This window comes from Streptomyces sp. NPDC091271, assembly GCF_044757505.1.
Taxonomy (GTDB): Bacteria; Actinomycetota; Actinomycetes; order Streptomycetales; family Streptomycetaceae; genus Streptomyces.
The window spans coordinates 501,360-520,549 of the sequence record NZ_JBIVVD010000002.1 but is presented as its reverse complement, the minus strand read 5'-3'; the positions used below and the strand labels follow the sequence as shown (position 1 = coordinate 520,549).

Annotated in this window: 20 protein-coding genes; 7 read left to right on the top strand and 13 right to left on the bottom strand. The window is 72.3% G+C overall.

Annotated elements, in window-relative coordinates:
* Positions 1-9: 9 nt before the first annotated feature.
* Together ACIQM3_RS09760 and ACIQM3_RS09755 are read left to right on the top strand one after the other, a co-directional pair.
* Positions 10-1,338 (top strand): sensor histidine kinase, encoded by a 1,329-nt coding sequence (locus ACIQM3_RS09760; protein WP_401621293.1) that lies wholly within the window; start codon positions 10-12, stop codon positions 1,336-1,338.
* Entirely contained in the window at positions 1,335-2,000 is a 666-nt protein-coding gene (locus ACIQM3_RS09755) for a response regulator (RefSeq protein WP_393766733.1), read from the top strand. Before ACIQM3_RS09760 ends, ACIQM3_RS09755 begins: the two co-directional genes overlap by 4 nt.
* On the opposite strand, the gene ACIQM3_RS09750 is transcribed toward ACIQM3_RS09755, so the two are convergent.
* Positions 1,961-2,257: a DUF6332 family protein gene (locus tag ACIQM3_RS09750; protein ID WP_401621289.1), complete on the bottom strand. Its 297-nt coding sequence runs from the start codon at positions 2,255-2,257 to the stop codon at positions 1,961-1,963. The genes ACIQM3_RS09755 and ACIQM3_RS09750 overlap by 40 nt on opposite strands.
* Before the next feature lie 157 nt (positions 2,258-2,414).
* Between ACIQM3_RS09750 and ACIQM3_RS09745 the strand changes: the two genes are divergently transcribed.
* Positions 2,415-2,849, top strand: a complete 435-nt coding sequence (locus ACIQM3_RS09745; RefSeq protein ID WP_401621286.1) for a MarR family transcriptional regulator — start codon at positions 2,415-2,417, stop codon at positions 2,847-2,849.
* Positions 2,850-2,866: 17 nt separating this feature from the next.
* Here the strand turns inward: ACIQM3_RS09745 and ACIQM3_RS09740 are convergent, their stop codons facing one another.
* The 3 genes from ACIQM3_RS09740 to ACIQM3_RS09730 all read right to left on the bottom strand — a co-directional run bounded on the left by ACIQM3_RS09740 (position 2,867) and on the right by ACIQM3_RS09730 (position 4,935).
* The gene (locus ACIQM3_RS09740; RefSeq protein ID WP_401621284.1) at positions 2,867-3,124 is read right to left on the bottom strand and encodes a hypothetical protein; all 258 of its coding nucleotides are present in this window, start codon (positions 3,122-3,124) and stop codon (positions 2,867-2,869) included.
* A gap of 135 nt (positions 3,125-3,259) precedes the next feature.
* Complete coding sequence (locus ACIQM3_RS09735) at positions 3,260-3,631, bottom strand: SCO4225 family membrane protein (protein WP_401621281.1); 372 nt, start codon at positions 3,629-3,631, stop codon at positions 3,260-3,262.
* Between the two features lie 71 nt (positions 3,632-3,702).
* Positions 3,703-4,935, bottom strand: a complete 1,233-nt coding sequence (locus tag ACIQM3_RS09730) for an MFS transporter (protein WP_401621278.1) — start codon at positions 4,933-4,935, stop codon at positions 3,703-3,705.
* A gap of 120 nt (positions 4,936-5,055) precedes the next feature.
* Here ACIQM3_RS09730 and ACIQM3_RS09725 point away from each other — a divergent pair, with 120 nt between their 5' ends.
* Positions 5,056-6,270, top strand: a complete 1,215-nt coding sequence (locus ACIQM3_RS09725) for an ROK family protein (RefSeq protein WP_401621275.1) — start codon at positions 5,056-5,058, stop codon at positions 6,268-6,270.
* A gap of 25 nt (positions 6,271-6,295) precedes the next feature.
* Here ACIQM3_RS09725 and ACIQM3_RS09720 read toward each other — a convergent pair whose 3' ends face one another.
* Genes ACIQM3_RS09720 through ACIQM3_RS09710 form a run of 3 tightly spaced genes read right to left on the bottom strand, consistent with a single transcriptional unit; the run spans position 6,296 to position 8,353 of the window.
* On the bottom strand, positions 6,296-7,186 hold the full coding sequence (locus ACIQM3_RS09720; RefSeq protein WP_401621273.1) for a phosphotriesterase: 891 nt from the start codon (positions 7,184-7,186) through the stop codon (positions 6,296-6,298).
* Positions 7,183-7,764, bottom strand: coding sequence for a DUF4865 family protein (locus ACIQM3_RS09715; protein ID WP_401621271.1), 582 nt, complete (start codon positions 7,762-7,764; stop codon positions 7,183-7,185). Before ACIQM3_RS09715 ends, ACIQM3_RS09720 begins: the two co-directional genes overlap by 4 nt.
* A gap of 10 nt (positions 7,765-7,774) precedes the next feature.
* On the bottom strand, positions 7,775-8,353 hold the full coding sequence (locus ACIQM3_RS09710) for a TetR/AcrR family transcriptional regulator (protein WP_401621268.1): 579 nt from the start codon (positions 8,351-8,353) through the stop codon (positions 7,775-7,777).
* A 189-nt stretch (positions 8,354-8,542) separates the two neighbouring features.
* Between ACIQM3_RS09710 and ACIQM3_RS09705 the strand changes: the two genes are divergently transcribed.
* A complete protein-coding gene (locus ACIQM3_RS09705; RefSeq protein WP_401622382.1) occupies positions 8,543-8,839 on the top strand; it encodes an SHOCT domain-containing protein in 297 nt (98 codons plus the stop codon).
* A gap of 105 nt (positions 8,840-8,944) precedes the next feature.
* Here ACIQM3_RS09705 and ACIQM3_RS09700 read toward each other — a convergent pair whose 3' ends face one another.
* Together ACIQM3_RS09700 and ACIQM3_RS09695 are read right to left on the bottom strand one after the other, a co-directional pair.
* The gene (locus ACIQM3_RS09700) at positions 8,945-9,469 is read right to left on the bottom strand and encodes an ATP-binding protein (RefSeq protein ID WP_401621265.1); all 525 of its coding nucleotides are present in this window, start codon (positions 9,467-9,469) and stop codon (positions 8,945-8,947) included.
* A gap of 214 nt (positions 9,470-9,683) precedes the next feature.
* Complete coding sequence (locus ACIQM3_RS09695) at positions 9,684-10,046, bottom strand: hypothetical protein (protein WP_401621262.1); 363 nt, start codon at positions 10,044-10,046, stop codon at positions 9,684-9,686.
* A 235-nt stretch (positions 10,047-10,281) separates the two neighbouring features.
* Here ACIQM3_RS09695 and ACIQM3_RS09690 point away from each other — a divergent pair, with 235 nt between their 5' ends.
* Complete coding sequence (locus ACIQM3_RS09690; RefSeq protein WP_401621259.1) at positions 10,282-11,415, top strand: PLP-dependent cysteine synthase family protein; 1,134 nt, start codon at positions 10,282-10,284, stop codon at positions 11,413-11,415.
* A 13-nt stretch (positions 11,416-11,428) separates the two neighbouring features.
* Here the strand turns inward: ACIQM3_RS09690 and ACIQM3_RS09685 are convergent, their stop codons facing one another.
* The 3 genes from ACIQM3_RS09685 to ACIQM3_RS09675 all read right to left on the bottom strand — a co-directional run bounded on the left by ACIQM3_RS09685 (position 11,429) and on the right by ACIQM3_RS09675 (position 13,992).
* The gene (locus ACIQM3_RS09685; RefSeq protein ID WP_401621256.1) at positions 11,429-12,580 is read right to left on the bottom strand and encodes a PP2C family protein-serine/threonine phosphatase; all 1,152 of its coding nucleotides are present in this window, start codon (positions 12,578-12,580) and stop codon (positions 11,429-11,431) included.
* Positions 12,581-12,656: 76 nt separating this feature from the next.
* On the bottom strand, positions 12,657-13,091 hold the full coding sequence (locus ACIQM3_RS09680; RefSeq protein WP_401621254.1) for an SRPBCC family protein: 435 nt from the start codon (positions 13,089-13,091) through the stop codon (positions 12,657-12,659).
* 70 nt (positions 13,092-13,161) lie between these two features.
* A complete protein-coding gene (locus tag ACIQM3_RS09675) occupies positions 13,162-13,992 on the bottom strand; it encodes a DeoR/GlpR family DNA-binding transcription regulator (protein WP_401621251.1) in 831 nt (276 codons plus the stop codon).
* Positions 13,993-14,247: 255 nt separating this feature from the next.
* Between ACIQM3_RS09675 and ACIQM3_RS09670 the strand changes: the two genes are divergently transcribed.
* Positions 14,248-16,650 carry a hypothetical protein gene (locus tag ACIQM3_RS09670; protein ID WP_401621248.1) on the top strand — a complete coding sequence of 801 codons (2,403 nt, stop codon included), beginning with the start codon at positions 14,248-14,250 and terminating at the stop codon, positions 16,648-16,650.
* On the opposite strand, the gene ACIQM3_RS09665 is transcribed toward ACIQM3_RS09670, so the two are convergent.
* Positions 16,620-19,052, bottom strand: a complete 2,433-nt coding sequence (locus tag ACIQM3_RS09665) for a right-handed parallel beta-helix repeat-containing protein (protein ID WP_401621245.1) — start codon at positions 19,050-19,052, stop codon at positions 16,620-16,622. The two genes, ACIQM3_RS09670 and ACIQM3_RS09665, sit on opposite strands and share 31 nt — an antisense overlap.
* Positions 19,053-19,190 lie beyond the last annotated feature (138 nt).

Here is a 19,190-nt window from a genome sequence, read left to right as displayed (position 1 = left end):
GTGGCCGGTATGCAGGATCAGCGAGCGCATCCGAGTGCGGCGGCCGGCCCCCGCCGGGGGCCGGGAGGCCGACGGGCCGGCCACGGCCCCCCGTGGCGCGGACGGCACGACGGCGGGGAGGGGCCCGGCGGCCTGGGAAGGTTCGCCGGCCGGGCATGGCGTGGCGACCGGCTTCCCTGGCCGTCGACCGTCGTGGTCGGCGTGATCGTCATGGTGGGCACCACCGTCGCCGCGCACGGCCAGGACCGGGAACCGCTCGGCCTCGTCGCCCGGCTGCTGCTCCTCGCCGCGGTCGCCCTGCTGCTCGTGCGCCACCGCCACCCTGTCGTCGCGGTGGCCGGCACGTCGGCCGCCACGCTCGTCTACCTCGGCCTCGGATATCCGTACGGCCCGGTCTTCCTCGCTGTCGCCGTCGGCTGCTTCAGCGCCATCGTGTCGGGGCACCGCAAGGCGGCATGGTGGTCGCTGGGCACCCTGTGGGCGGGGCACCTGCTGGTCGCGCACTGGCTGTACCGATGGCTGCCGCCGGACGGCGACGGCCCGGCGCCCTGGGGTCAGGAGGCGTTCATCACCGCCTGGGTGGTGGCCGTCGTCGCCGCGGCCGAGCTCCTCCGGGTGCGCCGTGAGCAGTGGGCGGCGGCCAGGGCGGAGCGGGAGGCCGCGGAGAAGCGGCGGGCCGACGAGGAGCGGCTGCGCATGGCCCGTGAACTCCACGACGTGCTGGCCCACAGCATTTCCGTCATCAACGTGCAGGCCGGGGTCGGGCTGGCCCTGCTCGACTCCGATCCCGAACAGGCCCGTACGGCACTCACCACGATCAAGTCCGCCAGCAAGGAGGCGCTCGGCGAGGTGCGCCAGGTGCTGGAGAACCTCCGGACGCCCGGCGACGCTCCCCGCGCCCCGGCCCCGGGCCTCGACCGCCTGCCCGAGCTGGTCGACCAGGCCGCAGGAGCGGGGCTCACCGTGACCGTCGTAACGGACGGCGCACGGGGGCCGGTCCCGCCCGGCACCGACCTCGCCGCCTTCCGCATCGTGCAGGAGGCCCTGACGAATGTGGTGCGGCACTCCGGATCGCGTACCGCACGCGTCCGGATCGCGTACGGTCGCGAACATCTCGGACTGCTGGTCGACGACGAGGGGCCGGCCACGGGCGACGACGCCGGAGGGAGCGGCAACGGACTCATCGGCATGCGGGAGCGGGCCGCGGCCCTGGGTGGCACGATCGACGCGGGCCCCCGTCCCGACGGCGGATTCCGCGTCACTGCGGAACTTCCGCTGCGGCCCGGCCGGGGCGGTCCCGCCGCACGGGACGAGACGGGAACGGAGGGGACGACGTGATCCGCGTACTGCTCGCCGACGACCAGTTGCTGGTCCGCGCAGGGTTCCGGGCGCTGCTGGACGCCCAGCCGGACATCGAGGTGGCCGGCGAGGCCGCCGACGGGGCGGAGGCCGTACGCCTCGTGCGAGAACTGCGCCCCGACACCGTGCTCATGGACATCCGGATGCCGAAGCTGGACGGTCTGGCGGCGACCCGGGCGATCACCGACGACCCGGCCCTCCACGAGGTGAAGGTGGTCATGCTCACCACCTTCGAACTCGATGAGTACGTCTTCGAGGCGATCCGGTCCGGAGCCTCCGGATTCCTGGTCAAGGACACCGAACCGGACGAGCTGCTGCGCGCCGTCCGGGCGGTGGTGGCCGGGGACGCCCTGCTGTCGCCGGGGGTCACCCGGCGGCTGATCGCGGAGTTCGCCGCCCGCTCCAAGGCGCCCGCGGCGGCGACGGTCCTGGACGAACTCACCGAACGTGAGCGGGAGGTCATGGCCTTGGTCGGTATCGGCCTCACCAACGAGGAGATCGCCCGCAGGCTCGTCGTCAGCCCGCTCACTGCCAAGACCCACGTCAGCCGCGCCATGGTCAAGCTGGGCACCCGCGACAGGGCGCAACTGGTCGTACTGGCCTACGAGTCGGGGCTCGTGCGGCCCGGCTGGCTCGGCTGAAGGGCCGGCAGACGCCGGTCCTCGGCCGCGCGGGGGAAGCCCCGGAGCACGTGCACCACCCGGAGGGTGAACACCAGCGCGCCGAGCACGGCCCCCACTCGGAACAGCACGTGTTCCGCACCGGCCGGCAGTTGGAGGAGCAGCGCGGGGAAGCAGACCCCGGCGAACGTGGCCGCGGCCACCACGACGCCGCTGACCAGGGCGTAGCCGATCTCCACGGTCATGGCGTCCCGTTCCGCCTGAGTGCGTCGCGACATGTCCGAAGTGTCACAGGAGTCGTGACCGACGGCAAGGACGCATTTCCGAGCAGTTCCCGCAGCTTCCCGCCGCCCTCGGATCCAACTCGGAACGTTCTGATGCGTATGCATTTATTGTGCGTGCATGAGTGGTTCGCTCCTCTGCTAGCGTGCGGTCATGGCAGCGAAGAAGTCCGAGCAGGCGCTCGTCGGCGAGTGGCGCGAGATGCTCGCACTGCACGCCAGGACCCTGGGTGAGCTGGACCGGGTGCTGGACCGGCACGGCCTGGGGGCCAGTGACTTCGAGGTCCTGGACGTCCTCGTGGAAGCCGCTGCGGAGGGCGGCGACGGCTGCCTCCGCGTTCAGGAGATCGCTTCGCGGGTCCATCTCAGCCAGAGCGCGCTGTCGCGTCTCGTCGCGCGGCTGGAGAGGGACGGCCTCGTGCGCCGAGCGATGTGCAGTGAGGACCGCCGCGGTGTGCGTGTCGAGCTGACGCGAACCGGCCGGGCCCGCCATACCGAGGCCAGGCCCCTTCAGCGGGCGGTGTTGTCCCGGATGCTGAACGAGCCGGGCGCCGGACCGGACAGGGAAGCGGACAGATCGGGGATCTGAGCGTTCCCCGGCCCCGATCACGACCGGACGACGGCGGAGTTCTCCTCCCACGGTGCGACGGCCCCGGGGCCCCCGGACAAGCCGACGGACGAGAGCGGGACGCGGTTCCACAGCCCCGGACAGAGTTCCTCGGCCGTGCCGCTGAGCGTGCAGTCGGCAGGTGTCTCCAAGGCGGCGGCTCCGCGCACCGTGAGCGGCGGATCGGCCGACAGACGTACGGTCCACACCGCGTCCGTGTCCACGGCCCGCACCCGGAGAGTAAGAAGATCGCGCACCCGCCATCCCGGGCAGATCGGAACCTGGGCGTCAGTCCCCGCCTCGCGTGCGGCCCGGGCGAGGGCGTGGCCTTCAGCGGTAAGGGTTGTCATGTACTCGGTGGTCTCCGCGCCGGCGATTTTGCCAGAGCGGTGTCAGACGCCCTGGGGATGCGCGGAACCGCCCCGGCGGGGCCCGCGGAGCAGCAGCTGTGAGAACCAGCCCAGCGCACAGGCCTGCACGAGCACCGATACGACCAGCGCGAGATAGGTGAACCAGGCGGGGCCCCCGGTGTCCGGGCCGGCCATCGAGCTGCCGAGGAGGAACACGAACACGGTCGGGGCGGCGAGGAAGAACACCCAGACACCGGCGAACGAGGCGTCGTCGTGGGACACGAGCAGCGTGTCCACCGCCACGAACACAGCGGCCGCCAGTACGAGACCGAGGTAGACACGCGAAGCCGTGTTGCCGAACGTCAGTCGTGCCAGCGTGCGCAACCGCCGGTTGTACGTCCCCTGATGACTCATGTCCCGCTCCCGTGGATGGCTGATGCCTCCATCCTGCGCCGGGGGAGCCGGCCGTGCCTGAGTACGGCTACTCAACCGTTCAGGTGTTCGCCCACGTTGCGGGCGGCACCGCCCAGCACCGCCGCAGTGGCGGCGAGCAGCGTCACCGTGGTGAGGGCCACCGGGAGGGAGATCCAGTCGGCGAGGAAGCCGATCACCGGTGGCCCGAGGAGCATCCCGCCGTAGCCGAGGGTCGACGCCGCGGCCACCCCGCTGGGCCCCGCCAGCGCGCCCGCCCGGCCGACCGCGACGGGAAATATGTTGGCCAGGCCCAGACCGGCCACGGCGAAGCCGAGCAGTACGAGCCAGACGGCCGGAGCCAGCGCGCCGAGCAGCATCCCCGCCGCGGCTGTGGCCCCGCCCGCCACCAGGGTGCGGGTCTGCCCGAACCGTTCGAGGAGAGCGGTGCCGCTGAGCCTGCCGATGGCCATCGTCAGCGCGAACAAGGAGTATCCGGCGGCGGCGAGACCGGGGGTCGCACCCAGGTCCTGGCTGAGGTGCAGTGCGCCCCACTCGGCCAGCGCCCCTTCGCCGTACGCCGTGCAGAGGGCGATGACGCCGAAGAGGACGACGACCCGGCGCGCCTGGGCGTTCATTCCCTTCGGCCGCTCACGGGCGTCCGTGTCCCCCTGTTCCGCCGGCGGCGCGGCGGGCCGCCCCCGCAGGAGCACCGGGCCGGTCACCGCGGTGACGAGGAGTCCGACGCCCGTCAGGGCGAAGAGATGGGTCGCGGGCGAGAGGCTGCCCGCGACCAGCCCGCCGATACCCGCGCCCGCCATGCCGCCGAAGCTGAACGCGGCGTGGAAGCTCGGCATCACCGGGCGGCGCAACGCGGAGACCACTTCGACGGCCGCGCTGTTCATCGCCACGTTCAGCCCGCCGTACGCGGCGCCGAAGACGAGGAGCACGAGGCCGAGGGTGAGAGCCGAACCCGCCTGTGCAGGAAGGGCGATGCTCAAGGACAGCAGCACACCGCAGACCACGGTGACCGCGTGACTTCCGTAGCGCCGGCAGAGCCTCCCGGTGAGCATCATCGTGACCACCGCACCGGCGGAGACGCCGAGCAGGGCGAGCCCGAGGGTGGAGGCGCTGGCCCCCGTCCGGTCCTTGATGGCCGGGATACGGACCACCCAGCCGGCGAAGAGGAACCCGTCGAGGGCGAAGAACACGGTCAGCGCGGTACGGAGGCGGGCCGGCGAAGGTGGAGCGGTGTCTCCGCCACGTCCCCCCGGCAGGGCCGTCCGCAGTTTGTTTACTTGCGGCACAAAGTGAGGATAGGGTCGCCCGGAGGGAGCGCGCAAGGCCGCTGCGCCGGTGACCGGCCGGTGAACGATGCGGGCGCCGGAGCGTCGGCAACGGCTCCGGATCATGGGAGACTCGCCCCCATGAACGGCAAGTCGACCACCACGCGGACGAAGTTGGAGAGGGGCCGCAGCGCGCTCGGGCCCGCCCTGGAGCTCGTGCACACCGGGCGTGCCCCCACCCGCGCCGTACTCACCTCCGAGCTCGGCGTCACCCGTGCCACAGCGGGAGCGGTGGCCGCGGAGCTCGAGGCGCTCGGGCTCATCAGGGTCGACTCCAGCCCGGGCTCCGCCGCCGGTTCGCAGGGCCGCCCCTCGCACCGGCTGTCCATCCGTGACAGCGGGCCCGTGGCTCTCGCCGCCCAGGTGCACTCCGACGGTTTCCGCGCCGCGCTCGTGGGGCTCGGGGGCAGGATCGTGGCCACCGCGCCCGGCTGCGTCGCCGTCATGGCCGACCCCGCCCAGGTCCTCGGCGAGGTCGTGGAGGCCGGGGCCCGGCTCCTGCACGACACCGGGCTGCGCTGTGTCGGGGCCGGCCTCGCCGTGCCCTCCGCCGTGGCCGAACCCGAGGGAACGGCCCTCAACCCGCTGCACATCGCCTGGCCTGCGGGAGCACCGGTCCGGGAGATCTTCTCCACCTGCGTACGCGCCGCGGGCATCACAGGACCCGCGTTCACCGCCAACGACGTCAATCTCGCCGCGCTCGCCGAGCACCGGCACGGCGCCGGGCGAGGGGCCCAGCACCTGCTCTGCGTCGCCACCGGGCACCGGGGAGTGGGCGGCGCCCTCGTCCTGGACGGCCGCCTCCACAGCGGGAGTTCGGGACTCGCCCTGGAAGTGGGGCATCTGACCGTCAATCCTGAGGGCGGCCCCTGCCACTGCGGCGGACGAGGCTGCCTCGACGTGGAGACGGACCCCCTCGCCTTCCTCACGGCGGCCGGCCGGGAGCCCGGCCCCGAGGAGTCGCTGCTCAAGCAGTCCGGCGGCCTGCTCCGCACGGAGTACGGCGACCCCGATGTGCGGGCCGCGGCCGAGGAGTTGATCGACCGTCTCGGCCTGGGGCTCGCCGGGCTGGTCAACATCCTCAACCCGGACCGGATCATCCTCGGCGGTCTGCACCGCGACCTCCTGGAGGCCGACCCCGAACGCCTGCGGGCCGTCGTCGCCGACCGCAGCCTCTGGGGGCGCAGCGGAAGCGTGCCGATCCTGTCCTGCACGCTCGACCACAACAGCCTGGTGGGCGCGGCCGAACTGGCCTGGCAGCCCGTACTCGACGACCCGCTGGCCGCACTGGCCTGACCGGCGGGCCGGGGCGCGGCCACGCTCAGTGTGCGGCCAGGGCGAACGCCCGCGCGGGATTGGCCACGAACATCGCCTCCAGGAGCTCCTCGCCGAGCGACCGTGCCAGTCGTGGGCGCAGCCGCCGCAGCAGATACGGCATGCCGGGCGTCCCGGGCACCGTGGTGTCGCCGCCGAGCAGCAACTGCCCCCCGAACCCGGCCTCCGCGAGCCCGGCGAGCTGCTCCGGCAGCCGCCAGTCCGTGGCGTGATTCGCCCGGGAAGGGCCGTCGAACGCCAGGAAGGCACCCTCCCGAGCGGCATCGAGCTGCGCGACGCCGTCCGGGAACCGGCCCGGATGGCCGAGGATCACCCGCCGCGGCTCCACCCCCAGCTCCCCGCACAGCAGATCCAGCACCTCCCGTGCACCCGTACCCAGCTCCAGATGGACGGCGATCGGAGCCCCTGTGCGGCGATGGGCACCGGCAGCAGCCGTCATGGTGTGCCTGGCGTGCGCGTCGATGCCGTGGAACGCCCCGGCCACCTTGATCAGCCCCGCCCGTACTCCCGTGGCCCCGACCCCTTCCGTGATCTCCGAGACGAAGAGTTCTTCCAGCTCCGGCATGATCCGGCCGAGCAACCCGGGCGTGTAATGGGCGGCTTGGTGCAGCCCGGTCGCCGCGACGATCCGGGTCCCACCGTCTCGGGAGAGAGCCGCCAGGTCCGCGGCCCGCCTGCCCATTCCGTACGGAGTCCACTGGACGACGGTCCGCCCGCCCAGCTCGTGGAAGCTCCGCAGCCGCTCGCGTGCCTCTTCCGGGTCGTCCAGCTCCAGCCCGGGCAGCACCGGGCTGCGGATGAAGAGGTGGTCGTGCGCGTCGCAGACCCCGAGCTCTCCGGCGGGGACGTCCCCGAGGACCGTACGGACCAGGCTCACCACTGCTTCCCCCGCCCCAGCCGGTCACGCTCCGGCGACGACAGGTGCAGCACCTCGTAGCGGTCGCCCGGGTCGCCCGACGGCTCGTCCTCCCAGAGCGTGAAGTGGAGCAGCTCCCAGTGGCGTGGGTCGACAGCCAGCGCGGTGGCGACGGCCCCGGGGGCGGCGGCCAGCCGACGGCTCTCCTCCACCGCGGCCTCCACCGCGACGGCCGGGGCCGCGGTGTCCGCGATCCGCTCGCGGCGGCGGACAGCGGTGCGGGGGAGTGCCTCGGCGGCCGCCCCCTCCTGGAAGAGAAGTCCGGCCCAGTGCTGCACCTCGGGGCGGCCGAAGTCCTCGACGATGCCCTGGAATCCGGGGCCCCAGAGGAAGGTGTTCATGCCCTCGGGGGCGGACCACAGATACAGCGGTGCGTACTGGTTGACCGGTGAGGTGTCACCGCGTTCGCGGACCAGGTACGCCTTGAGGCCCAGCCCCGGAAAGCCGTCGAGGAGGTGCCCCCTGGTCGCGACCCGCTCCCGGATGATCCCCATGTCGTAGTCGGCGGGCAGGGTGATCTCGTACTGCATGGCGTGCATCGCGTACCCCTCAGGCTGTGCGGTTCGCCGGGACATGCGGGGCGAGCAGGGTCAGCAGTCCCTGGACGGCCGAGTCGAAGGCCGCCGGTGATCCGGACGCCCGGGCCAGGACATAGCCCCCCTGGACCGTGGCCACCACGGCCGCCGCGACGTCCTGTGGTGCGAGCCCGGGTGAGAACTCGCCCGCGTCCAGGCCCTCCTGGAGGATGTCGGTGAGCCGGCCGCGCAGCCAGCCGATCGTTTCGTCCACCGGTGCTCGGAGCGCGTCGCTGGCCACCACGTCGGGATCCATCGTCAGCCGCCCCACCGGGCAGCCCCGCAGTACGTCGCGCTCGCGCAGCAGATAGGCCGAGATCCGCTCGTACGCAGATCCGGGGCCGTCCAGCAGACGGCCGGCCGTCTCCCGCATCTCCGCGGATGTGCGGAGCACGGCGGCGAGCGCCAGGTCCGGCTTGCCCGCGAAGTGGTGATACATGCTGCCCTGGCCCGCCCCGGCCCGCTGCTGGATCGCTTTGGGGCTGGTGCCGACATAGCCGCGCTCCCACAGGAGCTCCTGGGTGGCCTCGATCAACCGGTCCGGAGTGCTCATGGACTCCACTGTACATACCAGTAGGTACAGAATCCACGGTGGCCGGCGGAAGCAGTTGCCCGGCCCCGCCGTACTCCCCCCGCCGTACGCGAACTGCCGCCGCCCGTACGACGCTCCGGCCGCCTCCCGGAGACAGGCTCGTAGGTGACAGGAACGCACGACCAACAGCTGACCGAGGAGCTGACCGCGATGAACACCCTGGCGCATTACGGAGGGCCCGGGCCCTGGATTCTCCTCTTCCCCCTCATCTGGGCGGCCGTCGCCGTCGGCGTCATCACACTGCTGCGCCGCACCGCCAGGCGCGGCCGCCCGGGGCCCTGGCAGCCGCACGGACTCCGGCGGGGCGGGTCCACGGGTGAGCACTCGCCGATCGATCTCCTGGGCCGGCGGTTCGCCGCGGGTGAGATCGACGAGGACGAGTACTGGCGGAGGCTCTCCGTCCTCGACGAGCCCTACGGCCGTTACGACAAGGACGGTCCGGCGTGACAGCGGAAGGCGGGTGAGGCTCCGGGCGCGAACGGAGCGGAGCGCGCCGGTCCGGGAGGATCGACGCGCTCCTGTGTGCGCGGTAGGTGCGCGGCCGCCTTCCCGTCAGCCGACGACGGCCGACCGGGCCCGTTTCCGTGCTGCCGTCGGCTCCATGAGCCCCGCGACGTCCGAGCCGAAGGGGCCGTCGGTCGTCGACCCGTACACCGGGAGAGGGGGCAGAGCGGTGGTGAACGACGGTGCGGGCAGGGTGAACCAGATGGCCTTCCCCGCGTCGTCGCTCGGTCGTATGCCCCAGCTCTCGCTGAACGCGGCGATCATCGCCAGTCCGCGCCCGGAGGTGGCGGACTGATCGGCGTCGCACACGGTCGGCAGCCGGGGGTCGTGGTCGTGGACGGAGACCGTCAGACGGTCGAGCAGCAGCTCGATCTCGACGGTGCATGATTTGTCCGGCTGTGCGTGCCGGTGGACGTTGGTCAGCAGTTCGGTGACACCGAGCGCTGCCGGGTCGATCAGAGGATCGAGATGCCAGTAGCGCAGTTGCGCCGAAATGATTCTGCGGACCTGACCGATCCGCGACGGCAGGGCTTGGAGCTCCACCGCGCAGTGCCTGCTTGGCTCGCTGATCACGGCTGCGACTCCCCGAAATAGGTCCGGAAGAAGACGAAGGAACGGATCCAGCAGATGGCTGACTGCTGTTTCTGGTCATGCGTGGTCCGCCCTGCGTGGCTCCCGGCGGGGGCAGCTTTCGCTGTCACCGCCGGTGCACCATCAGTGACGTGTGACCAGCGTGACTCAGGGGGTTGGGCTCCGCAACTCGCGGTGTCCGTACCGGACCGTAGCGTCAGACCCGTTGTCCCGCGGCGCTGCGCAGCGCCTTCAGGAATCTGCGGACCGGCGCCGCCCCGCCGGGTCTGCGGTTGCGCTGGCCCATGGTCAGCCGGTACCGCACGCCGTTGATCCGCGTGACCGCCGAGTCCGCGGCCAGGAACCACGGCTTCCCGGCGCTCACCGCGGTCACCGGGGCGCTGGCGATCTCCCGCCCGTCGCTCGTCAGCAGCGCTATCCGGCCGTCCTCGACGATCACTTGGCCGGCCCTGGTCAGCGACCGCGCCCAACGGCGGATCCTGACATCGCTCGCCCTGAACTGCACCGCGCCGAACTCCCGCGCGCCGAAATCCGCAGGGCTGAATTCTGTCTCGGCCATGGCGACTTCGCCCCCCTTGTACCGGCTTCTGCAATTCTGCCCGTGGACAGGTCCCGTACGCCAGGCCTCACCGCGATCGATTCCGGCCGCGGCCCGGATCGGGCACGCGTCCGGGCGTGCCGGCGGGACGCCCGGGCCAAGGGAGGCCTATGGGTCGCCAAAGTAAACATTTGCGCAGGTGGGGGGAATATCGTGGGGCCTACGGAGAACCGCCGTCACCCGAAGGAGACCGCTGATGGACACCAGTGAGCACACACCTGGCGGTGGCGTCATGGAGACCGTCGACGTCGACCGGAGCGACCCGGACTACCGGGCCTGGCTCAAGGAGGCGGTGCGTAAGGTCCAGGCGGACGCGAACCGTTCGGCGGACACCCACCTCCTGCGCTTCCCGCTGCCGGAACACTGGGGCATCGACCTCTACCTCAAGGACGAGTCGACGCACCCGACCGGCAGCCTCAAGCACCGGCTGGCCCGTTCCCTCTTCCTCTACGGACTCTGCAACGGCTGGATCCGCCGCGGCAAACCGGTCATCGAGGCCTCCAGCGGGTCGACGGCCGTCTCGGAGGCGTACTTCGCGAAGCTGATCGGTGTGCCCTTCGTCGCGGTGATGCCCCGGACCACCAGCCCCGAGAAGTGCCGCCTGATCGAATTCCACGGCGGGCAGTGCCACTTCGTCGACGACTCCCGCCGGCTGTACGAGGAGTCGGCGGCCCTCGCGGCCGAGACGGGCGGTCACTACATGGACCAGTTCACCTATGCCGAGCGTGCAACCGACTGGCGGGGCAACAACAACATCGCCGAGTCCATCTACCAGCAGCTGAGGCTGGAGCGGTATCCCGAACCCGCCTGGATCGTCGCCACCGCCGGCACCGGCGGGACCTCCGCGACCATCGGGCGCTACGTCCGCTACATGCAGCACGACACACGGATCTGCGTGCCGGACCCGGAGAACTCCTGCTTCTTCGACGGATGGACCCGGCACGACCAGCTGGCGACCAGCGACTGCGGCTCACGCATCGAAGGCATCGGCAGACCCCGGATGGAGCCGAGCTTCGTGCCCGGAGCCATCGACCGCATGATGAAGGTGCCCGACGCGGCCAGCGTCGCCGCCGTCCGGGTACTGGAGCGCGCCATCGGCCGCAAGGCCGGCGGCTCGACCGGCACCGGGCTGTGGAGCGCCTTCAAGCTGGTGGCCGAGATGGTGGAGAGGGGGAGCACCGGGAGTGTCGTCACGCTCTTCTGCGACCCGGGCGACCGTTATCTCGACAAGTACTACTCGGACGAGTGGCTGAGCGGGCAGGGGCTGGACATCCGGCCGTACACGGAGACGATCGACCACTTCCTGGCCACCGGCACCTGGCCCGCCTGAGCCGGGCGGCCGCTCACCCCGGACCTGGAAGCCGTTCCACCGCGACGAGGGCGGCGTCGTCCCCCAGGTGGCCACCCGCGTGGCGCAGCAGATCGGCGCAGACCCGCTCCAGCAGCGGCTCGGGCCCCATACCCGGCCACGAGGCCACCCGCTCGGCCAGCGGGTAGAAGTCTCCCGAGCCGTTCCGCGCCTCCGTGACCCCGTCCGTGTACAGCAACAGCACGTCACCGGCCCGGAAGGCGAACACGTCCTCGTTGTGGCCCCCCGCGGTCAGCGGACCGACCCCGAGGGGCGGAGCCGGTTCCGTCGCGTCGAGGGCGTCCACCCGGCCCGCCCGCAGGAGCAGGGGCGGCGGATGTCCGCAGCTGACGAGACGGAGCTCCTGCACCGCGTCCGGAATGTCGAGTACGGCCGCGGTGACGAATGTTTCGGCGACGTGCTGGTCATCGGCCTGATCCTCCGCCTCGGCCAGGGAGTCGATCTGGTGGGCGGCCACACTCGACTCGAGCCGGGCGACCAGGCCGGGCAGATGTTCTTCCTGGCGGGCCAGGGCACGGAAGGCGCCGAGGACACCGGCAGCACTGCTGATGGCGTCGAGGCCTTTGCCGCGGACGTCACCGATGATCACCCGGGTACCCCGGGGCGTGCGCGCGGTCGCGTACAGGTCACCGCCGAGCTGGGCGCCCTCCTCGGCCGCCAGATAGACCGAGGCGAGGCGCAGCGGTCCGCTGTGGCCGGGCAGGGGCCTGAGCACGCTCCGCTGGGCCGCCTCGGCCACGGTGCGCAGCTGCACCATCTCCGCCGCGTGGCGTTCCCGCAGGTGGGCGAAGAACGTGACGATCGCCGAGATCAGGAAGAGAGCGGCGATCTGGTACATGTGATTGAGATCGGTGATGCTGGTGCGCGCCAGCGCCACGACCGCCTGGGCCAGCACCGCCACCGCGCCGACGAACGCCGTCAGGCGCGGCCCGGCGAACGACGCGGTGAGCGCCGGTGCCGCCACGAGGAACGGACCGAGGTGCACATCGGGCGGAACCACGATGTCGACCACGGTCACGATGGCGATCAGGGCGAAGGGCACCGCGACGAAGGCCCGGGTCCGCCGGGTACCGCCCTGGAGTCCGTGTATCGATCGCCGCACACCCATGAGTCCGGGATACCGCATCGCACTCCTCGCCGCCCCTCCTGGACGAAGGTCCCAGCTGACACCGCACCGCCGGCCCGGCGCGTGCGGCCGGGTCTCAGTCGTCGAGCAGAGTGCCGAGCACCCGGCCGAAGACCCGCCGCCCCGCGCCGGCCAGCAGCGGATCCGTCCAGCGCGGAAGCAGCCTCACACGCAGCTCCTCGACCCAGATCACATGCGAGCCCGAACCGGTCGGGCATACGTCGATCGACGCCCGGCCGCGCACCAGGGAACCGCGCTTCTCCAGCCGGCACAGCCCCGCCCGGCCGGCGGCCGGCGGGGTCCACCGCACCACTTCCATCGGGTCGTCGAAACCCAGCGGCCCCACGCCGGTACGGGCCACGAAGACCGTCCCGGTCCCGGTGGGCAGACCCCCGGGGACGGTGACCGAGGTGAACGGAACGGTCCCTCCGTGCCGCTCCCAGTCGGTCACCCGTCGCCACGCCTCGGCGGCGGGGAGGGGAGTGAAACGCTCTATGCGGAATACGGCCACAGTCCGATCCTAGGACGTCCGCCGCCTGTGAGCCCAGGAACGGAAGGCGGGGGCCGCACCCGCCGTCGGACTACTCGTCCGCCGGCCCGCCCGCCACCACCAGGCCCGGCACGTGCTCCTCGATCTCCTGCCTGACCGTGTCAGGCAGACCCGCGTCCGTGACGAAGGCGTCGACCTCGTCGAGCGCCGCGAACGAACTCAGTCCCACCGTCCCCCACTTGGTGTGGTCGGCGACCACGACGACGCGCCTGGCCGCCTGCACGAAGCGGCGGTTCGTCTCGGCCTCCGCGAGATTGGGCGTGGAGAGACCCGCCTCGACCGAGATGCCGTGCACGCCGAGGAACAGGACGTCGAAGTGGAGCGAGCCGATCGCGCGGTCCGCGACCGGCCCGACGAGCGAGTCCGAAGGCGTACGCACCCCGCCGGTCAGCACCACTGTGGCCGCACCGGCCCGCGCACCTCCCGCCGCGGTCGGCCGCTGCGCGCCGTGGAACACATCGGCGACCCGCACCGAATTCGTCACCACGGTCAGGCCCGGCACGTCCACGAGATGCCTGGCCAGCGCGAACGTGGTCGTACCGCCGGAGAGCGCGATCGCGCTGCCGGGAAACGCCATCCCGGCCGCCGTGCGCGCGATGTCCTCCTTGGCAGTGAGCTCCAGCGTCGACTTGGCCTCGAAACCGGGCTCGTGCGTGCTCGCCTCGACGACCGGCACGGCTCCGCCGTGGACCTTCTCGATGACGCCCTGGCGCGCCAGGGAGTCCAGGTCCCGGCGGATGGTCATGTCGGAGACGCTCAGCTTGCGGGTCAGCTCGTTGACCCTGACCCCGCCGCGCTTGCGCACATCGTCCAGAATGAGCGCACGCCGCTGCTCCGCGAGCAGGTTCTGATTCTCGCTCAACGCCGGGCCCCGGTCCTTCGCTCTGTCCGCACGGTCCGGCAGCGGTCCTGCGGGACTCCCACATCCTCCCACGCACGCCTACGAGCCGTCCCACTGGGGAGATTCGGTGAGAGCCGGTGCGGCGGGTGGCTCCCGTCGGGGATGGTGGTGACTGCGCATCAGCCCAGCTCGTCCCGCGCGCAGCCCAGCTTGTTCCGGACGAACAGCCGCCCCACCGGCCGCGAGCCGGAAGGACCAGAGAGCGAGTCACCGACATTGCCCCCTGCCCCCAAGGCCGAGGCCGCGCAGAGCAGCGGCGTCGCACTGGAACTGCTCGTCCACGGTGTCGGCGGAACCACTCCGCAGGAGATGCTCGGTGATCCGCGGACGACGCGGATCACCGGTGACGCCACGGCCGCCATCTACCGGCGCACCGAGGACGTCGGAGCCGAACAGCACCCCGAGCGCCACCGGGACGGGCCCATCGCGGAGGCCTACTCCTGGTCCAACCTCACCTCGGGCAACGGCTCCCGCGCCCTGTGGCTGCTGCTGCTCCCCTTCATGGTGGTCAACCTCGCCCACTGGATGCGGCCCGCCGCCCAGGGGCGAAAGCGGACGGTCCGCCTCTACGGGGTGCTGGTGCGGCTCCTCGCGCTCAGCCTGACCGTGCTCCTGACCGCCGCGGTCTGCGAGGTCGCCCTCGATCTGGTGGCCTGGCAGTGCGCGGGGACGCCCGAGTGCTCCGCGCAGCGGTCCTGGCTGGGCTTCCTCTCCACGCGGCAGGACGGCTGGTTCGCCCAGCCCGGACGCCGCCTCGCCGTCGCGGCGCTCGTGCCCGCCGCCCTGGTGGGACTCCTCTGGTACCTGTCCAACCGCACCTGGACCGCCTACGAGTCACAGCGCTCCCTGACCTGGGACGAGCCGGACAGCGCGGAGACGGACGAGGAGGCGGACACGGATGCGGCCGCGGAGTCCGGTGCCCCCGTCGTCCGCCCGGCCCTCGGCAGGCCCGGCTTCTGGTACGGACGCAGGCTGGTGGCCCGCTTGCGCGCGGCGCACACCGCCGCCGGATTCCTCACGGTCGCGGCCGCGGTCGGCAGCACGGCGGCCCGGCACGACCGGGCCGCCGACGGTCCCGTACCCCCGGCCACCGGGGTCCTGTTCGAGACCCTCCTGGCCCTGTGCGGACTCGTCGTCGTCGCGGTGGTCTGCCACCGGGGACGCAGCGAGCGGCGCCTCGACAACCGGCTCGACCGGGCCGTCACCACCTTCCTGCCCGGCGCCGCCCTCGCCCTGCTGCTCGGCGCGGTGGTGTACGCCGGCTGGTCGCGCCCCGGCTGGGTGTCCTCGGGTGCCCTCTCCGGAGAGGCCGTCTTCCGCACGCTCGCCCTGGGCCAGGGCCTGCTCGTCTCCGTACTCGCCGTGGTGGCACTGAGCCTGTACCGGCGCGCCCCCGAGCCGCGCACCACCCTCCACGGTCTGGGCGGCCCGGCGGTGGCCACGCTCGCCTGCGCGCTCGGCGGGGTGATGACCGGCGGGATCGCCCAGCGCGTGGCCGACTGGCTCGACGGCCCCGGCACGCCCGGCATGGGTGCGGGCGCGGACATAGAGGGCCCGCCCGTGCTCCTCAGCTGGCAGGCCTCCGTCATCCCGGTCCTGCTGCTGCTCCTGCTCCCGCCCGTCATCTGGCTGGCCGTCCGCACCGTGCGCCGGGCCCGCCGGCTGGGTCCCGCCATCGAGGCGGAGTACGAGGAGAAGCACCCCGAGCCCGGTCGCACCCGGCGGATCGCCCTCACCCGTGCCACCGCAGCGCTCACCGACTCCGCGCCCGGGATCCTCGGACTGCTCTCCGCCGCCACGCTGCTGCTCGGCGCCGGAGCGGTGACCGGTTCCTGGCTCACCGGCGAGGTTCCCGGCCTCGCGACGGACGGCACGGGTCCGTTCGTCGAGTCGGTCGCCGAGACCGCCCAGTCGACCGGCTCCTGGATGACCGGTTTCGGCGTGATACTGCTCGTCACCTGGGGACGCCGTGCCTACCGTGACGTCTCCGCCCGGCGCACCATCGGCATCCTCTGGGACGTGGGTACGTTCTGGCCGCGTGCCGCCCATCCGTTCGCACCGCCCTGCTACGCGGAGCGGGCCGTACCGGACCTCTCGTCCCGGATGTGCGCCTGGACGGGGCGCACCCGCGGCAGGCTCGTCATCTCCGGCCACTCCCAGGGAAGTGTGCTCGCCGCGGCGGCGGTGTGGCAGCTCCCCGACTCCGCCCGGCGCCGGGTCGCGCTGCTCACGTACGGTTCCCCGATCGAGCGGCTGTACGGGCGCTGGTTCCCGGCCTACTTCGGGCGGGCCCCCCTCGAAGGGCTGCACCGGTCCGTCCACTGCTGGCGCAACCTCTGGCGTTCGACGGACCCGATCGGCGGCCCCGTCAGGATCGACGAGGGGCCGGGCCATGAAGTGGACCGGGGCCCGCTGAAGGATCCGCTGGTCTACGGGCGCACCGCCGAACACCCGCTGCCGGAGCCCATCCTCGGGCACTCGGACTACCAGGCCGACCCGGTCTTCGCCGTCGAGCGTGCCGCGCTCCTGGAACGGCTCGAGCCCGTCGTGCCCCAGCAGGCGGGTGCGGAGGGCCGGGGCAGCACCGCTCAGGGAAGCGCCGGGAGGTCCTCGGGGTAGAGCATGGTCAGGTCCTCGGTGGTCGGTTCGGGAAGCTGGGCGACCCGGCCCGCGTGCCGCTCCACCATCGACTCGAAGGTCTGACGGGCCGTTCGGCCGTTACCGAAGGCGGGGCCCTTGGGAAGCGCCGTGAAGTACTTGAGCAGTGCTTCCCCTGTCCCCTCCGCCAGGCTGTACTCGTGCTCGTCGCTCTGCTGCTCCACGATCCGCAGCAACTCCTCGGGCTCGTAGTCGCTGAAGGTGATGGTCCGTGAGAAACGGGACGCCACACCGGGGTTGACAGTGAGGAAGCGCTCCATCTCGTGCGTGTACCCGGCCACGATCACCACCACGGCGTCGCGGTGGTCCTCCATCAGCTTCACGAGCGTGTCGATGGCCTCCCGGCCGAAGTCGCGGCCCGAGTCCTCGGGCGAGAGCGCGTACGCCTCGTCGACGAACAGGACCCCGCCGCGCGCCCGGTCGAACGCCTCCTGGGTGCGGATGGCGGTGGACCCGATGTGCTCGCCGACCAGATCGACGCGCGACACCTCCACGAGATGGCCGTGCTCCAGGACACCGAGCGAGGCCAGGATCTCCCCGTACAGCCGGGCCACCGTTGTTTTGCCGGTGCCGGGGGAGCCGGTGAAGACCAGGTGCCGGCGCACCGACGCCGCCTTGAGACCTGCCAGCCGGCGGCGCCGGCCCACCTCGATCATGTCGGTCAGCGCCCGCACCTCACGCTTGACACTGTCGAGGCCCACCAGCGCGTCGAGCTCGCCCAGCACGGCGCCCGAGTCGCGCACCGGCTCGGCGGGCGCCGCGGGGACGGCGGCGGGCTCGGCCGTCCGCTGCCCCGGCATCGCACCCAGCAGCCCGGGCGTGGTCTGCGTCGCCGTCAGGACCGGCGGGGGCGGGGGAGTGGCGCCGCGCAGGCCGCTTTCGTCGCTGGTGCAGTCCCGCGCCACCGGACCGCCGGCGTTGCCGTCGCCGCCGGAGCCGTCGGCGAACTCGTATCCGCCGCGTGCGCACCGCTCGGTCCGGCACCGGGTCAGGGTCGAGCGGCAGCCGTCCATCACATGGAAGCCGTAGCCGTCGCTCCCCGTGACCCGGCAGCTGTCGAAGGTGCCCCGGCCCTCCGCGGAGACATAGAAACCGGCCTCCGCGGGCGAGGTGACCGTGCACCTCTCGATGGTCGGGTCGGCGCCCTTGGTCACGATGACCCCGGTCTGCGCCGCGTCGATGGTGCAGTTGTTGAGTGTGCCGCCGCTGCCGTGGTCCCGGAACCACGCTCCGGTGGAGGCCTCGCGGATCCGGCAGTCGTCGAGCTGGGCGGTGGCGCCGTCGCTCACCGAGACCGCCGTGTTGCGGATCTGGGTGAGGTCGCTGTCCACGACATCCGCGCGTGAGCCCCGGTCGAGGACGAAGAGGGCGTCGGGCACGTCGTGGACGCGGCACGAGTCGAGTATCACCGTGGCCCCGTCGCTGACCCACACCGCCGGGTAGTCACCCGTACTGTCGTGGATCTCGCACTGGTTGGCGTCCACGCGGGTACCCGGGTCCCAGACCGAGAGACCGTTGCGGCCGAACCTGCGGACGGTGGAGCGGGTGAGGGTGAGGACCGAACGGGAGCGCAGGTCGACCGCGTTCTCCGGGATGTCGTGGATGTCGCAGTCCGCGAGCGTGAGGACCGCGTCGGTGTCCAGGGTGACCCCGTCGGCGGACGTGCGGTGCACGGAGCAGTCCGTGAGGTGCGCGGTGCCGCGGGAGGTGACCTGCACCCCGCTGCCCTTGATCTCGTACACCTCGCAGCCCACCGCCTCGAGGCCGCTGCCCTCCCCGGTCACGCTCAGCCCCGCCCCCGACGAGTGGTGCACGCGGCAGCGCTCCAGCCGGGGGTGCGCGCCGTCGCGGACCGAGACGCCGGACTGACCCGCCGAGACGATCTCGCACTCCTCGAACACGCCGCCGGCACCGTCGAGTACGGCGATGCCCACCCCGGCCGGATTGTCGACCGTGCAGCGGCGAACGGTCGGCCTGGCGGCGCCCCGCACCTCCATGCCGGCGGCCGACCTGGTCACGATGCGCAGATCCGACAGTTCGGGGGCGCCCTCCTCGACGAGCAGCGCGGGGGCGGCCGAGTCCTGGCCCTCCACATGCAGGTCCTGGACGACGGCGGAGGCGCGGACGGTCAGGGGGACACCGTCGACCGGCGCGATCCGTACGGAACCCGCGGACCCCTCGGGGCCGCGCAGAGTCACCGCGCGGTGGACGACGAGATTCTCCCGGTAGGTGCCGGGGGCGATGGTGAGGACGTCACCGTCCGCTGCGGCCTCCAGGGCTGCGGTGAGGGATGCGTATTCGCCCGTACGGCGCCGCCATCGCGATGTGCCGGTGTGCGTCACCTGGACCGTGCCCTGTGCCATGGTGCTGCTGTGCCCCCACCTCGTGCCGTGTGCGCTGCCTCGTGCGTGTCCCCAGATACCGCCGGTCGGCCGGCAGCCCTCTGGCCCGCCTGCCGAGGAGTCGGGCGGGCCGGTCCACCGTAGCGCGCGTGACGGGCG

Bases quoted from the DNA above. Each gene is read 5' to 3' on its own strand.
- ACIQM3_RS09760 (WP_401621293.1), top strand. From the start codon at position 10: ATGCAGGATCAGCGAGCGCATCCGAGTGCGGCGGCCGGCCCCCGCCGG.
- ACIQM3_RS09750 (WP_401621289.1), bottom strand. From the start codon at position 2,257: ATGTCGCGACGCACTCAGGCGGAACGGGACGCCATGACCGTGGAGATC.
- ACIQM3_RS09745 (WP_401621286.1), top strand. From the start codon at position 2,415: ATGGCAGCGAAGAAGTCCGAGCAGGCGCTCGTCGGCGAGTGGCGCGAG.
- ACIQM3_RS09735 (WP_401621281.1), bottom strand. From the start codon at position 3,631: ATGAGTCATCAGGGGACGTACAACCGGCGGTTGCGCACGCTGGCACGA.
- ACIQM3_RS09725 (WP_401621275.1), top strand. From the start codon at position 5,056: ATGAACGGCAAGTCGACCACCACGCGGACGAAGTTGGAGAGGGGCCGC.
- ACIQM3_RS09715 (WP_401621271.1), bottom strand. From the start codon at position 7,764: ATGCACGCCATGCAGTACGAGATCACCCTGCCCGCCGACTACGACATG.
- ACIQM3_RS09710 (WP_401621268.1), bottom strand. From the start codon at position 8,353: ATGAGCACTCCGGACCGGTTGATCGAGGCCACCCAGGAGCTCCTGTGG.
- ACIQM3_RS09705 (WP_401622382.1), top strand. From the start codon at position 8,543: ATGAACACCCTGGCGCATTACGGAGGGCCCGGGCCCTGGATTCTCCTC.
- ACIQM3_RS09695 (WP_401621262.1), bottom strand. From the start codon at position 10,046: ATGGCCGAGACAGAATTCAGCCCTGCGGATTTCGGCGCGCGGGAGTTC.
- ACIQM3_RS09690 (WP_401621259.1), top strand. From the start codon at position 10,282: ATGGACACCAGTGAGCACACACCTGGCGGTGGCGTCATGGAGACCGTC.
- ACIQM3_RS09685 (WP_401621256.1), bottom strand. From the start codon at position 12,580: ATGCGGTATCCCGGACTCATGGGTGTGCGGCGATCGATACACGGACTC.
- ACIQM3_RS09665 (WP_401621245.1), bottom strand. From the start codon at position 19,052: ATGGCACAGGGCACGGTCCAGGTGACGCACACCGGCACATCGCGATGG.